This window comes from Exiguobacterium sp. S22-S28, from assembly GCF_043359615.1.
GTDB lineage: Bacteria > Bacillota > Bacilli > Exiguobacteriales > Exiguobacteriaceae > Exiguobacterium_A.
The window spans coordinates 256,849-270,156 of the sequence record NZ_JBHFFC010000026.1 but is presented as its reverse complement, the minus strand read 5'-3'; the positions used below and the strand labels follow the sequence as shown (position 1 = coordinate 270,156).

Annotated in this window: 10 protein-coding genes; 8 read left to right on the top strand and 2 right to left on the bottom strand. The window is 49.5% G+C overall.

The window, feature by feature from the left end; all coding sequences use genetic code 11:
- Positions 1-6: 6 nt before the first annotated feature.
- Positions 7-1,026 (bottom strand): ABC transporter permease, encoded by a 1,020-nt coding sequence (locus ACHA8N_RS08005; protein ID WP_393965381.1) that lies wholly within the window; start codon positions 1,024-1,026, stop codon positions 7-9.
- Entirely contained in the window at positions 1,027-2,025 is a 999-nt protein-coding gene (locus tag ACHA8N_RS08000; protein ID WP_393965380.1) for a siderophore ABC transporter substrate-binding protein, read from the bottom strand.
- Between the two features lie 540 nt (positions 2,026-2,565).
- Between ACHA8N_RS08000 and ACHA8N_RS07995 the strand changes: the two genes are divergently transcribed.
- From ACHA8N_RS07995 to mutL, 8 genes are all read left to right on the top strand, one after another.
- Positions 2,566-4,182 carry a DUF3153 domain-containing protein gene (locus ACHA8N_RS07995; RefSeq protein WP_483867442.1) on the top strand — a complete coding sequence of 539 codons (1,617 nt, stop codon included), beginning with the start codon at positions 2,566-2,568 and terminating at the stop codon, positions 4,180-4,182.
- Positions 4,179-5,636: a phytoene desaturase family protein gene (locus ACHA8N_RS07990; RefSeq protein WP_393965378.1), complete on the top strand. Its 1,458-nt coding sequence runs from the start codon at positions 4,179-4,181 to the stop codon at positions 5,634-5,636. The genes ACHA8N_RS07995 and ACHA8N_RS07990 overlap by 4 nt, the downstream gene beginning before the upstream one ends.
- A 129-nt stretch (positions 5,637-5,765) precedes the next feature.
- The gene (locus ACHA8N_RS07985) at positions 5,766-6,053 is read left to right on the top strand and encodes a hypothetical protein (RefSeq protein ID WP_393965377.1); all 288 of its coding nucleotides are present in this window, start codon (positions 5,766-5,768) and stop codon (positions 6,051-6,053) included.
- Positions 6,054-6,169: 116 nt separating this feature from the next.
- Positions 6,170-7,438, top strand: coding sequence for a DUF445 domain-containing protein (locus ACHA8N_RS07980; RefSeq protein WP_393965376.1), 1,269 nt, complete (start codon positions 6,170-6,172; stop codon positions 7,436-7,438).
- Positions 7,439-7,450: 12 nt separating this feature from the next.
- On the top strand, positions 7,451-8,272 hold the full coding sequence (locus tag ACHA8N_RS07975; protein WP_393965375.1) for a DNA-3-methyladenine glycosylase family protein: 822 nt from the start codon (positions 7,451-7,453) through the stop codon (positions 8,270-8,272).
- Positions 8,273-8,387: 115 nt separating this feature from the next.
- Positions 8,388-8,825 (top strand): YlbF/YmcA family competence regulator, encoded by a 438-nt coding sequence (locus tag ACHA8N_RS07970; protein WP_026828786.1) that lies wholly within the window; start codon positions 8,388-8,390, stop codon positions 8,823-8,825.
- 66 nt (positions 8,826-8,891) lie between these two features.
- Positions 8,892-11,423 carry a DNA mismatch repair protein MutS gene (mutS, locus tag ACHA8N_RS07965; RefSeq protein ID WP_393965374.1) on the top strand — a complete coding sequence of 844 codons (2,532 nt, stop codon included), beginning with the start codon at positions 8,892-8,894 and terminating at the stop codon, positions 11,421-11,423.
- Between the two features lie 13 nt (positions 11,424-11,436).
- Positions 11,437-13,260: a DNA mismatch repair endonuclease MutL gene (mutL, locus tag ACHA8N_RS07960; protein WP_393965373.1), complete on the top strand. Its 1,824-nt coding sequence runs from the start codon at positions 11,437-11,439 to the stop codon at positions 13,258-13,260.
- Positions 13,261-13,308: the final 48 nt, after the last annotated feature.

Sequence of the window (13,308 nt, the reverse complement as noted above, 5' to 3'; positions counted from 1 at the left end):
CTGTACTCATCGAATACCTCCTCTTTTTCGTTGCCGCAATAGGATGAGAATGAAGACCGCTGCACCGACCGTTCCGAGAATCAGTGAGACAGGCAGTTCAAAGGGTTGAATCAACGTCCGTGAAATCAAATCACTGGCGAGAATCGTCCCCATCCCGATGACGCACACCCAAGGCAAGTTACTGCGTAAGTCATCCCCGCGCATCATCGAAACAAGGTTTGGTACGATCAGACCGAGAAACGGTAAATTTCCGATGACCGTGGCGACGATACCGACGGACAAAGCAATCAAACCCGTCGCAATCATCATAAGTCGATTGTAATGAATGCCGAGACTGGTCGCGATATCTTCACCGAGACCAACTAATGTCAAACGATTAGCGAGAAAGAAAATACATATCGTGACACCGACAATAACCCACAAGTACTCATACCGGCCGATTTGGACGGATGAAAACGATCCGACGAACCATCCTTCAAGTGCCTGACTCGCTCGGAAAAACAAACCTAGGAAAGTTGAAATGGCTGAGATGACAGCACCGAGCATGAGTCCGATGATGGGCACGATCAGTGAAGAGCGTAACTGGACTGAACGGAGGAACCAAAAGAACACCATCGTGCCGATAAAGGCGAAAACGATCGCACCGGTCATGCGCATCATCAGTGTCGGTGCCGGGACGAGCAGATAAACGGTCAAAAGCCCTAGTCCCGCCCATTCAATCGTGCCGGTTGTTGTCGGTTCGACGAGCCGGTTTTGTGTAATCAGTTGCATGACGAGTCCCGCCATCGCCATCGCTGCACCTGTCAGCATCAAGGCGATGGTTCTCGGAACACGTGTAATCCAAAACATGTCAAAGTCATTCGCGGTTCCGCCGAGCTCGTAGACCCCGGTGAACAGAGAAGTAACGGCAAGCAGGCAGATGATCAGCAGTGCGATGATAAACGGCGGCGTCCAAACAACAGAAAAGGAAGGTCGAGCACTCGGCTCAACGCTTCCATTCACTTGTTGCGGCTTAATCTGTCCCATTTACTTCACAAACGCTTTCGATATGCTTTGGAAAAATTCCGAATAGGTTTGAATCGATTCGTTCAAGTACATATCCTTTGGCGTATACACGATCCGGTCTTCTTTGACGGCTGTTGTCTTTTGGAGCGCCGGTGCACGATCGATGACATCTTCCGCCGGAACCGCATCCTTTGCGTCTCCGAGCGGAGCGTCACGGTCTAAGACAAGTAACCGGTCCGGATTGCTTTGAGCGATGGCTTCGACAGAAACCTCGTCTCCCTGATCGTTGCCCGATTTTTGCTTCACTTCAAGTGCGGGTTTCCATCCGAAGATATCATACATCGGTCCAAAGACACGACCGCTCATCGGAGCGGAAAAACCGATATCTCCACCTGAGACGATGACGGACATGACACTGTCTTTTCCGTTATAGGATTTTTTCACATCCTGAATGGATTGTTCGAAGGTCGTGACGAGTCGGTCGGCTTCTTGTTCCTTGGCAAAAATTTGACCCAGTGTCTGTGTCGTATCTTCAAGACCTTTGACTAAAAGTTCACCCGGCGTTCCGGAATCTTCAGGTAACGCGATGTCGAGATCGATGACAGCTGCTTCCGGGACCAACTTTTTGATTTCGTCGTAGTAATCTGCGAAACGTTGACCGACGATGACGACATCCGGATCAACCCCGGCAATCGCTTCGAGGTTCGGCTCGAAGTGCATCCCGACGTCGACGATGTCCTTGTCCTTGGCGTAAGGTGATTCAGCCGGCAACAGTCCGACCGGAGCAGCAACGATTTCAACGTCCCAGGCAGCGAGTGTCTCGAACGTCCGGTTATCAAGTGCCACTACTTTCTTCGGCTTTACAGGTACCTTGATTGTACCGTGTGCATCAGTGATTTCGACCGTTTTAGAGGCTGCGGATTTTTTACTGTCCGTCGTCTTCGTTTCGTTCGCGGTGCCGCATGCAGCGAGCAAAACGGCAAGTGAGCTCATGATCAGTGATGTTTTTAATGTTCCCATGATGATTCATCTCCTTTTTTGTGTGAGCAATGCCTCATAGCAATCGTGTTCGTGAACCATAAATAAATAGGTATAAGAGCATTCACGATTATTATTGATAATGATTATCATTGTCATATCCAAAATGAATGATAGCAAACAAAAATTGGATATGCAATGACAATTTCAGTTTTATAAGTCTTCTGATTTTTTTATTCCTATAAACTATACAAAAATAAAAAAATCTAAGATCGTATTCTGTATAAGCAGAAAACACTTGCTGATAACCGTCAAAACAGCTGATATAATCAATAAAACAATGGATTATAAACCATTGGATGTGGAGTAAATTCATCCGTCATCAATCGTTTGGACCATCAAATATTTTTGCGGAAAAGTAGATAAATCAAATTGAAACGGTCTCGTTGTGTTCTGTCGTATAAAGAGTTACCATTCAAAATCTGTTACATTTTTTGGGACAATTTTATTTTTAAGCATGAGGACTTACGAGTTAGGGAAAAGAAAACAAGCCGATACTAGAGAGAAAGGGCGTGTGACGGTTTGATCAGCAAACGAAAAAAACTTATTGTCTTGTCGTTCGCTTTGATGGCAATGGTACTTGGAGGATGTATCCGTATCCAATATGATGCGACAGTCCACACGGATCAAAGTGTAACCTTGAAAACGACATATGCCGCAAAAGAGCATCCTGTAGCTCGACTACTTAATTTGAATCCAGACTGGAACACGTATGTGAAACAGGCTGAGAAGAATGGATATGCGGCAGAGACGTTCAAAACGCAGGATGATTATGAAGGCATAAGGATGGAAAAGAAGTTTGCGAAATTCGAAGATTTGGCGACGATTAAAGATGAATGGAAAACGGGAATCGGCGGTATACTTATTCCACCGGACACGACGTATGAAGTAAAACAGAAAAAAGGATTTTGGTTTAATACGTATCGCTTGGATACAAACATCGATTTGAGTATCGACCGCTTGAATATCAAAGGCTATCAACCGACAGGACAAGTAAAAAAGCTGGCTGATCGTTATCTTCGGCAAGCGGATATTGAAATTAATCTTCACGGACCAAAAGTGATTGGTCTGCAAAACGGTGAAAAAATCGACTGGGCGAATCACAATAATGTCTCGTGGAAACTGTACGGGACAAAAGCCAACCAGTTACAACTGATTGCGTATGTTCCGAATCCAACCGGTTGGATCATCACCGGTATCGTGTTGTTGATTGGTCTTTGTTTGCTTGTCTTTTGGATTGTTCATCACGTCCGGAAATTACGCCGCAAACAGCTTCAGGGAATCGGCATCTCGCTGCTCGTCTGTCTGCTTGTCGGAGGAAGCGTCTGGTGGTTCTTTGCCGACGAGACCTCAAGTGCACCGCCGCCGACAAAACAAATTGTCACGCAACAGGTCGGGGAAATCACACCGACGTTCATGGTCCATGGACTGTTCGGGACGGAACGAACCTTTTTGCCGATGATTGATAATTTCACGGAAAAAAAGCTCGCGGATGACGGCGGTCGGTGTGATGTCTCGCGTAAAGGGAAAGTGGTTTGCAAAGTCAAACCATCTATGACCGGATACCCGCTTGTCCGCATCGTCTTTGAAGACGATGAAGCAAGTCTTGCCAACCAACAAAAATGGCTCAGTGCAGCGATTGAACAATATGACCGAAAGCAACAGGCGACCTTCACAGATATTCAACTGGTCGGTCACAGTATGGGCGGGGTGGATGTCGTCGCCTACACGTTAAAAGAAGACATCCCGTATCATGTGCGAAAAGTGGTCACGCTCGATGCACCAATCAGTGGTTCGGATTATGCGACGCTCGGACTGACGCTTGCTCCGTTCGGGACGAATACGAACAGTCCAGCGATACAAGATTTGGCTGAAAATTCAGCGGCGATGAAAAATTTAAAGGACCGTTTGGACACGTGGCCGCGTGACGTTCTTGTCTATTCATTCGGAGCGAAAGGCGGCGACTTCAATTTAATTCCGCTGAAAAGCTCCTTTGCGCTCGAGGGGTATACGGATAACATCAAAACGAAGTCTTACAAATATGACCACTTTACAATCCATCGCCGGGAACCGGTTTTCAAGGAAGTCCGTAATTTTTTATTTAAAGAAAATCTAGTCACAGAGGAGGAGCCGTCATGAAACGGATTGTCATCATCGGGGGTGGAATAGCGGGTGTCACCGCGGCAGCCTTACTTGCTCGAAACGGGTATGACGTGGTGTTGTGTGAAGGGAGCCGTGAATGGGGGGGATCAGCGGGCAAGTTTACCCGTAGAGACTTCACCTATCCGGTCGGTGCGACGCTCGGAATGGGCTTTGAATCCGGGGGAATTCATGACCGGGTACTACGGCATCTGAAAATTGAACAGCCTGTCCAGCTGCTCGAAACCGTCATGACGATCAAGTTGGCAGGATACGACATCCTCTATCACCGTGACCGTGACCGTTTCATCGCACATCTGAAGGAACAGTTCTGCGATCAGGCAGACTCGATTCAAGGCTTTTTTGACGAATTGGAGCGGATCGAACGGCACGTCCGACCGTTGATGCAGGCGTTACCGGCGTTACCGCTTAAGACGTTGCGTGATGCTCGGATGATTGTTAAAGAAACGAAATCAAGTCTGCCGTTACTGCCTTATTTGAACCGGACAATCGGTGATCTTCTCCGGAAACATCAGTTGGACGGAACAGTTTTTGCACAATTGATTGACGGGATCTTACTCGACAGCATGCAGACGGGAACGGAAGCATCGGCATTGCTTGGCGCCGTCGCGCTATCGATTTATCATGACGGGGCGTACTATGTTCCGGGCGGCCTGTTTCAGGTCGCAGAACGTCTCAAAGCGTCTGCTGAAGCGGATGGAGCAACGGTGTTACTCGGTCGTAAAATCACTTCCGTTCGTCAAACAGCAGATGGATTTTTACTTGAAGACCGGCGGGGCCGACTTTTGCTTGCGGATACCGTTATCGGGGCCGTTCCAATCGAAGCGATGCAACAATTGGTGGGACCATCGCTGCGATCGGTATTACGCCGGACATACAAGCGCCAAATGAACTTGTCTCAATGGGCGACATTTACGTATTATGCTGCTATACCTGAGACGATCATTAAAGACGAGCAGGCGTTTCGACAAATCCATGATCCGATTTTACCGTCGGGTCATGCCTTCATCTCTTTATCTCAGGCGGGCGACTTAACGCGGGCGCCGGAAGGATGTCGGACACTGACGATGTCGTGCCATATTCCACTTGGTCAGTTCACGCGTGATGACCGGAGGATGTACGACCGACAAGTCGAAGCGATGCAGGAAAAATTCGAAACAATTTTAGAACGGGAGTTTCCTGGATTTCAGGATCATGTCATTGAACGACATCCCGGTGGACCGGGCGCCTGGGTCCGCTATACCTCACGTCCGGATGGTGGCGTCGGCGGATATCCGCAACTGCCGTCGACGAGTCTGTTTCGGGCGGCATCCTTCCGTACCGGTATTGCTGACCTGTATGTGATCGGAGACACGGTATTTCCGGGTGCCGGAACAATCGGGGCGACGACGTCAGCAATCCATGTCGCCCGACAGTTGGGTGTGAAGATTTAGAAAAGAGTTTGGGAAATGATGAAAGAAGCGGCCGAATGGTCGCTTTTTTTTGAGAACAGGATTATGATTGAGGCGAGACGGGAAGTAGGTATTTATGAGCAAAAAAAGAGAGAGAAGGAGTGGACGAGAGTGAATCAGTTTGAGGACAAGTGCCAACAATTTATTCAAGAACGGCGCCCGGAAGTGGGACCATTGATTTTCACGAATGCGCGTACGTTTATCAATGCCCGCGGATTAAGTGTTTATGAGCGGATTTACTTAGGAAAAGAAGAAGTCCGGTTGGCGTTTGTGGAACAAACGGCAGGTCACCAAATCGTTTCGTTGATGGAAAACACATTTGGAAACGGACTTGTATACTTTGTATCAACGGCCACGGCAACATGGGACGGCGACAATTTTGGTGAATTTACGTTTTAACTACATAATGAGTCCCAGTCCGGATGAGGCTGGGACTCTTTCATGTCGAAACTTGAATACGTGTTGAAACGTATACAAGGTAGGACAAAAAAACGCAGCGAGAAGGAGGAACCATCTTGCAACAACAAACAAAACTCAAATCATCGACACGCCGTTTGGCAACCGTGTCCTTAATTTTTATGGCAGTCGGCTTTATCGCCTCCTTGCCGTTTAAAGAAAACGATTGGGTATTCTGGCTGCAAAGCGGCTTTGAAGCAGGCCTTGTCGGTGGAATTGCGGACTGGTTCGCCATTACAGCCTTGTTCCGACATCCACTTGGTTTAAAAATTCCCCATACAAACCTGTTGCCGAAAAACCGGGAGCGGGTCATCGAGTCGATCGTCCAAATGCTCGAGAAGGACTTGCTCAATAAAGAAAGTATCGTTGAGAAATTACGGCATATGACGCTTGCCGACCGCTTTATCAAACTATTACGTTCGATTGTCCTGTTGCCGGCGTTTCGTTCGACGGTCATGGAGTTGTTGACCGGTATTTTACACAAATTACCGCGCGAAGCGATTCTGAAAGTCGTCGATGACCGGATTTCCGATACCGTCAAAGCCTATCCGTCCAAACGATTGGCTGAACGATTGATGGAGCTGAATGACGAACGCCGGCTTGATGAGTTGGCGATCGATCAGTTGCTCGGATATGGTCAACGCTTGCTCGAAGACCCCGTCATTCGCGATCAGATTGGTCGTCTCGCTTATCACGCGATGATTGATCAGGAGAAAAACACCTTTTTACGTGTTACGGCAAAGACGGTGCAAAAAGTCTATTCGGAAGAACGGTTGAGTCTCGTCATTCAATCGGTCCTGCTCAGTGTGATTCAAGATATGAAACAGGTCCATCATCCGAACCGTCTGGCGATTCTCGATCATCTGCGCCGTAACCTGGCTCAGTTGACTCAGGATGAGGAACGTCTTGCGAAAATCGACCACTGGAAAGCAGCGGAAGTTGATCGTTTTGATCTCCAACCGCTCTTGAACCGCGCGTACACCGCGGGCGTCGAGGAATTGAAGACGTATCTGGCATCTGATTCGTTTTGGGAGGACCGAGCTTTGCCGTTGATGAACCAAGCACTTGACGAATGGGATCAACATCCGACGTTTAAAGAAGAAAGCGACCGGTGGATGAAAGATCAACTCGTCCGGTTTGTTGATCAAAATCACCAAAAGATTGGTGGACTGGTGCGCGAAAACTTGAATCGTTTTGATACCGAAACATTAATTCATATGATTGAGGATAAAGTCGGGAACGACTTGCAGTGGATTCGGGTCAACGGTGCGATTTGCGGATTCTTCATCGGGCTGATTCTTGGTGGAATCAAACTATTCATTGGCTGAGGGAGGGATAGTATGTGGCAGGAAAAACTGGTTTTAGAAGACGTATATGACTTTGCCGGTATACGGAAGCGGCTTCGCGGTGACCGGTTGCAGGTTGAACAGGACGGTCGATTGTTTGTTCCGCTCTTATTACCAGAAGGAAAGTTTATCGGTCAGATCGAAGCAACCGGTCCCCGGACACTTCTCTTATCCGGTGAAGGTCCAAAAGAACCGATGGTGCAACAATTGCGCCGTCGGTTTCGTCTGGATACGGTGAGTCTAAGTCATCAGTTATCGGACACCTCACTTGCCGAAGTCGTGAAGACATTCGGAGCGGAGCGGCTTGTGCTCGATATTACTCCCTTCACGGCCTTGATTCGGTCGATCATCCATCAACAAATCAATCTGTCCTTTGCGCAAGTCTTGATGGAACGGGTTTGCCGGACGTTTGGAACGGAGAAGGATGGAATCATTTTTCCACCGACGGCTGAAGCATTACGAGACCTTGAACCGGAGCAACTTCGAACACTTCAACTGTCCGGAAGAAAGGTCGATTATCTGCTCGGTGCGGCCCGAGCCTCGATTGATTTTGAACAGTTGATGACGGCGCCGGATGCGGCAATTGCCGAAACGTTGATTGCCTTAAAGGGTGTGGGTCCGTGGACGGTGCAAAACGTCTTGATGTTCGGTTATGGACGGGAAGATTTGTTTCCGGCGTCCGACATCGGCATTTTACGGGCGTTTGAACGGCTACATGGCAGTCGTCCGACTGTCGAAGAAGCAGTCCTGTTAGCGGAGGAATTTGCGCCATACCGGAGTCACGCCGCCTATTTGTTGTGGCGATCGATTGAATAAGGAACTATTCTTGTCACCCCTTGAAGAGAACGGTATAATAAATGCGATAAGAACGAGTCATCGTTCGTAGACATGATAAGCGTAGCGGGATCACCGCTTCCGATAGAGGGGACGAATGTTTATGTATACAGATGAACAAATCATCGAAAAGGCAAATGAAATCGCGAAAATGATTTCTGAGACGTCAGAGGTGGAACGGTTCAAAGCCGCTGAAGCCAACATCAACGGGAACGAAAAAGTCCAAAAGATGATGAAACAAATCAAGTTCCTGCAAAAAGAAGCAGTCAACTGCCAACATTACGGGAAGACAGAAGCATTGGCACGTGTCGAAGCAAAACTGGATAAATTATTTGCAGAACTTGATGAGATGCCGGTCGTTCAACAATTCCAAGAGTCACAAGAAGAAGTGAACGGTCTCTTGCAATATGTCACCGTGACGATCTCGAACGGGATCACGGATCAAATCATCGAAGCAACAGACGGTGATGTGCTGGCGGGGAAAACAGGCAGTGGCATGGAAGCAGAAAATAAAAGCGGCGGTTGCGGCTATTAATCAATGAACTGAATTGGAAAAGCCGACGGATTCCCGTCGGCTTTTTACGCGAATGAGGTGAAAATCATGGAAGCAGTCCACAACACACCGATGATGAAACAATATTTTTCCATTAAGGCGGATTATCCCGATGCCTTTTTGTTTTATCGTTTAGGTGATTTTTATGAGTTATTTTTTGAGGATGCCAAACAAGTGGCACATGAACTGGAATTGACACTGACGGCAAAAAACGGCAAGAATGCGGAACATCCGATTCCGATGTGCGGTGTGCCGCACCATGCAGCAAACGGCTACATTGAACAATTGATCGAACGCGGTTATAAAGTTGCTTTGTGCGATCAGGTCGAAGATCCGAAGTTGACGAAAGGACTCGTCAAACGCGAAGTCGTCCAAGTCATCACGCCGGGGACCATGATGTCGTCGTTGACGGAAAAAGAAAACCGCTATCTCGTTGCGGTTGTCGAACAGGACGGACGATTCGGTATCGCCCGCGGTGATGTTTCGACCGGAGAGAGTGCCTTGACGAGTGTTGCGACAATCGATGCCGTCGCTAAGGAACTGAGTATCATCTTACCGCGCGAAATCATCATCACAACGCATGAACATGAAGCGGCACTCAGTCATCTGCAGATTCCGCTGACAGAAAGTACACGCCGGGAAAGTCATCCGCACGGTGACCGGGCGATCGATGCGGCACAAGCAGATGCCTTTGCTGTCTTGTACGCGTATATGCATGATACGCAAAAACGGTCGCTGGCGCATTTACAGCCGGCACTGGTCTATGAAGCGGCCGATTTCATGCAACTGGAGCCGAATACCGTCAAGAATCTGGAACTGGTCCGTTCTGCTCGGACCGGCGATAAAAAAGGGTCATTGCTCGGTCTGCTGGATGTGACCGGAACAGCGATGGGCGGACGGATGCTGAAACGCTGGCTCGAAAAACCATTGTTGTCGGAACGAACGATTACAGAACGGCTCGACGCCGTCGAAGAATTGTTGGCGCATTATTTTGAGCGGCAACAGTTGAAGGATACGTTGCGGGAAGTATACGATTTGGAACGATTGGTCGCGAAAGTCGGATACGGGACGGCTTCTGCCCGTGATCTCGTCCAATTGAAATCGACGCTCCGCTTGATTCCGCGTATTCAGGCTGCGCTTGAAGAACTGTTGAGTGACCGCTTGGGACAACTGGCACTCGGACTCGATCCCCATGAGGAACTGACCGACTTGCTGGACCGTGCGTTTGTCGAGGCCCCGCCGATCTCGACGAAAGAAGGTGGGATGATCCAATCGGGCTTCGACCCTGCACTGGATGAACTGCTCATGGCGTCGAAAGACGGAAAGACATGGCTGGCGACACTTGAAGCAAGTGAACGGCAGGCGACCGGGATCAAGACGCTGAAGATCGGTTATAACCGGGTATTCGGGTATTATATCGAAGTCTCACGAGCCAATGCCAAACTGTTGCCGGAAGGACGGTATGAGCGTAAGCAGACGCTTGCGAACGCCGAGCGGTATGTCACGCCGGAACTGAAAGAGAAGGAAGCGTTGATTCTCGGGGCGGAAGAAAAAAGCATTACTCTCGAATACGAACTGTTCTGCCAAGTCCGGGATCAAGTCAAAACACAGATTGAAAGCCTGCAACGGGTCAGTCGGCGGATTGCCGAACTGGATGTTCTCGTCGCCTTGGCGGAAATCGCAGAACGTCATGACTATGTCCGACCGCTAACGATTACAGGACGGAACGTGACGATCGAGAACGGACGTCACCCGGTCATCGAGACGGTCCTGCCGCGCGGGGACTATGTCGCGAACGGAATCGCCTTACACGAGGATCGGGAAATGCTGTTGATCACGGGACCAAACATGTCCGGTAAATCGACGTACATGCGTCAATTTGCTTTGATTGCCTTGCTGCATCAGATTGGATCGTTTGTACCGGCAAGCCGGGCCGAGTTACCGGTCTTTGATCAAATCTTTACGCGGATCGGAGCAGCCGACGACTTGGTCAGCGGACAATCGACGTTCATGGTCGAGATGGTCGAGACACAAGAAGCCTTGACCCGGGCAACGGACCAATCGTTGATTCTGCTCGATGAGATCGGTCGCGGAACATCGACATATGACGGAATGGCGCTCGCGCAAGCCATCGTCGAACATATCGCCGACCACGTCGGAGCAAAAACATTGTTCTCGACGCACTATCATGAGCTGACCGTTCTTGAGGAATCGATGCCGCGGCTCGCGAACGTCCATGTCCGGGCGGTCGAGCAGGATGGACGAGTCGTCTTCCTGCATGAAGTCCGCGACGGAAAAGCCGATCAATCTTACGGGATTCATGTCGCGCGGTTAGCGGATCTGCCGGATTCCTTGATTGACCGGGCGGAAGTATTGTTGTCTGAATTTGAACAGACGGAAAAACAAACGCCTGAGTCACCAAAACAACCGGTTGTTCAGGCGGAACCCGTCGATCAACTGAGTCTCTTTGCCGAGCCCGATCCGATGCGGGAAATGATTCAGACGCTTGATCTGATTAACATGACACCGCTTGAAGCATTAAATACGTTGTATCGTCTGCAGGCAGAAGCAAGAAAGTAAGGAGGCGTAACACATGGGAATCATTCGGGAACTATCGGATTCATTAGCGAACCGGATTGCAGCAGGTGAGGTCGTCGAACGCCCCGCTTCGGTCGTCAAGGAATTGGTCGAAAATGCACTCGATGCGGGTGCGACGCAAATCGATGTCGAACTGGAAGAAGCGGGAATGAAACGAATGACAATCCGTGACAACGGTCACGGCTTTTATCCGGAGGATGCCGAACTAGCCTTCGTCCGTCATGCGACAAGTAAAATCAAGGACGAACACGATTTGTTCCGGATCAAGACACTTGGTTTCCGGGGAGAGGCCTTGGCGTCGATTGCGTCCGTCAGTAAAGTGACGCTGAAGACGAAGCGGGAAGACCAGGAAGGGGTCCAGCTGACACTTGATTACGGGACATTAACGGAGCGTTCGGCGATTGCGATGAACCGCGGAACGGAACTGACGGTCGAGCAATTGTTCTTTAATACACCGGCCCGACTGAAGTACCTCAAGACGACGCATACGGAACTGGCAGCCATCACGGATATCCTGAACCGGGTCGCCTTTGCCCATCCGGACGTCAAACTGTACGCCGTCCATGAAGGGAAAGTCTTGATTCAGACGAACGGATCCGGAGACGTCCGGCAGGCACTGGCCAGCGTCTACGGACATCAGACGATTCAAGGCACACTCGTCGCGACCGGCTCGACAGCGGATTACCAGCTGACGTGTCATCTCGTCAAACCGGAAGTGACACGGGCTTCGAAAAACTATATCACGCTGATTCTAAACGGACGTTCGGTCAAAAACTTCGCGCTGACGCAAGCGGTCTTAAATGGATATCATACACTGTTGCCGATCGGTCGTTTTCCGATTGCTGTAATTGAAGTGACGATGGATCCCTTGTTGATAGATGTCAATGTCCATCCGGCAAAACGGGAAGTCCGCCTGTCAAAAGAAGCAGAACTGGGTCAATTGATTCAGGAAACGATTCGGTTGACACTCAGCCGCCAGACGTTGATTCCGAAAGTGACCCCGCCGAAACCGAAAAAAGATCCGAGTGCACAGGAAAAATTAGAGTTTTCTTACGTGGCGGAACCGATTGAGGAGCTGTCATCACGGTCGGTCTGGAACTATCCGATTCCGAAACGACCGGAGGCGGGGGACGACCGGACGGTGACACCAAGCGGAACTAGGGCGTTGGAGCCATCAATCGAGCCGCAAGCACAGCCACAACCGGAACTAGTAGACGAGCCGGTCGCGACCGGTCCGAAGTTTCCGCATCTCGATGTCATCGGGCAGCTCCATTCCTCGTATATCGTTTGTGCCGGAGCAGATGGTATGTATTTGATTGATCAACATGCCGCCCAGGAACGGATTAAATATGAGACGTATAAAGTCATGTTCGGCCGCCCGCTTGAACAACGGCAGCAACTGTTGTTGCCGTACACGTTTGAGATCGCAAGCGATGACATGCGACGGATGGATGAAGTCCTGCCGTTGTTGCGTGACGTCGGGATCGAACTGGAATCGTTTGGTCCACAAAGTTTCATCGTTCGTGAAGTTCCGACGTGGTTCCCGTCCCATCGTCAAGAGGAGACGATTCAGGAATTGATGGATGAAGCCTTGATGAAACGGAAGGTGGATCTCGAAAGTTACCGCGAGGACGCCGCCATCATGATGGCATGTAAAAAATCGATTAAAGCGAATCATCCTCTTAATCACGAGATGATGCGCCAATTGATTGCCGATCTTGCGAAAACCGAGATGCCGTTCACCTGCCCACACGGTCGACCGGTCATCATCGAATGGACGAATTATGAGCTGGAAAAACTGTTTAAGCGTGTCATGTAAAGAAGGACCCATCTGTTTTTGAACAGATGGGTTTGTTTTTCTCTGTAT

What these genes read in the sequence shown, in the direction of transcription:
- ACHA8N_RS07990 (WP_393965378.1), top strand. Translation starts at nt 4,179, where the DNA reads ATGAAACGGATTGTCATCATCGGGGGTGGAATAGCGGGTGTCACCGCG.
- ACHA8N_RS08005 (WP_393965381.1), bottom strand. Translation starts at nt 1,026, where the DNA reads ATGGGACAGATTAAGCCGCAACAAGTGAATGGAAGCGTTGAGCCGAGT.
- mutL (WP_393965373.1), top strand. Translation starts at nt 11,437, where the DNA reads ATGGGAATCATTCGGGAACTATCGGATTCATTAGCGAACCGGATTGCA.
- mutS (WP_393965374.1), top strand. Translation starts at nt 8,892, where the DNA reads ATGGAAGCAGTCCACAACACACCGATGATGAAACAATATTTTTCCATT.
- ACHA8N_RS07970 (WP_026828786.1), top strand. Translation starts at nt 8,388, where the DNA reads ATGTTTATGTATACAGATGAACAAATCATCGAAAAGGCAAATGAAATC.
- ACHA8N_RS07975 (WP_393965375.1), top strand. Translation starts at nt 7,451, where the DNA reads ATGTGGCAGGAAAAACTGGTTTTAGAAGACGTATATGACTTTGCCGGT.
- ACHA8N_RS08000 (WP_393965380.1), bottom strand. Translation starts at nt 2,025, where the DNA reads ATGGGAACATTAAAAACATCACTGATCATGAGCTCACTTGCCGTTTTG.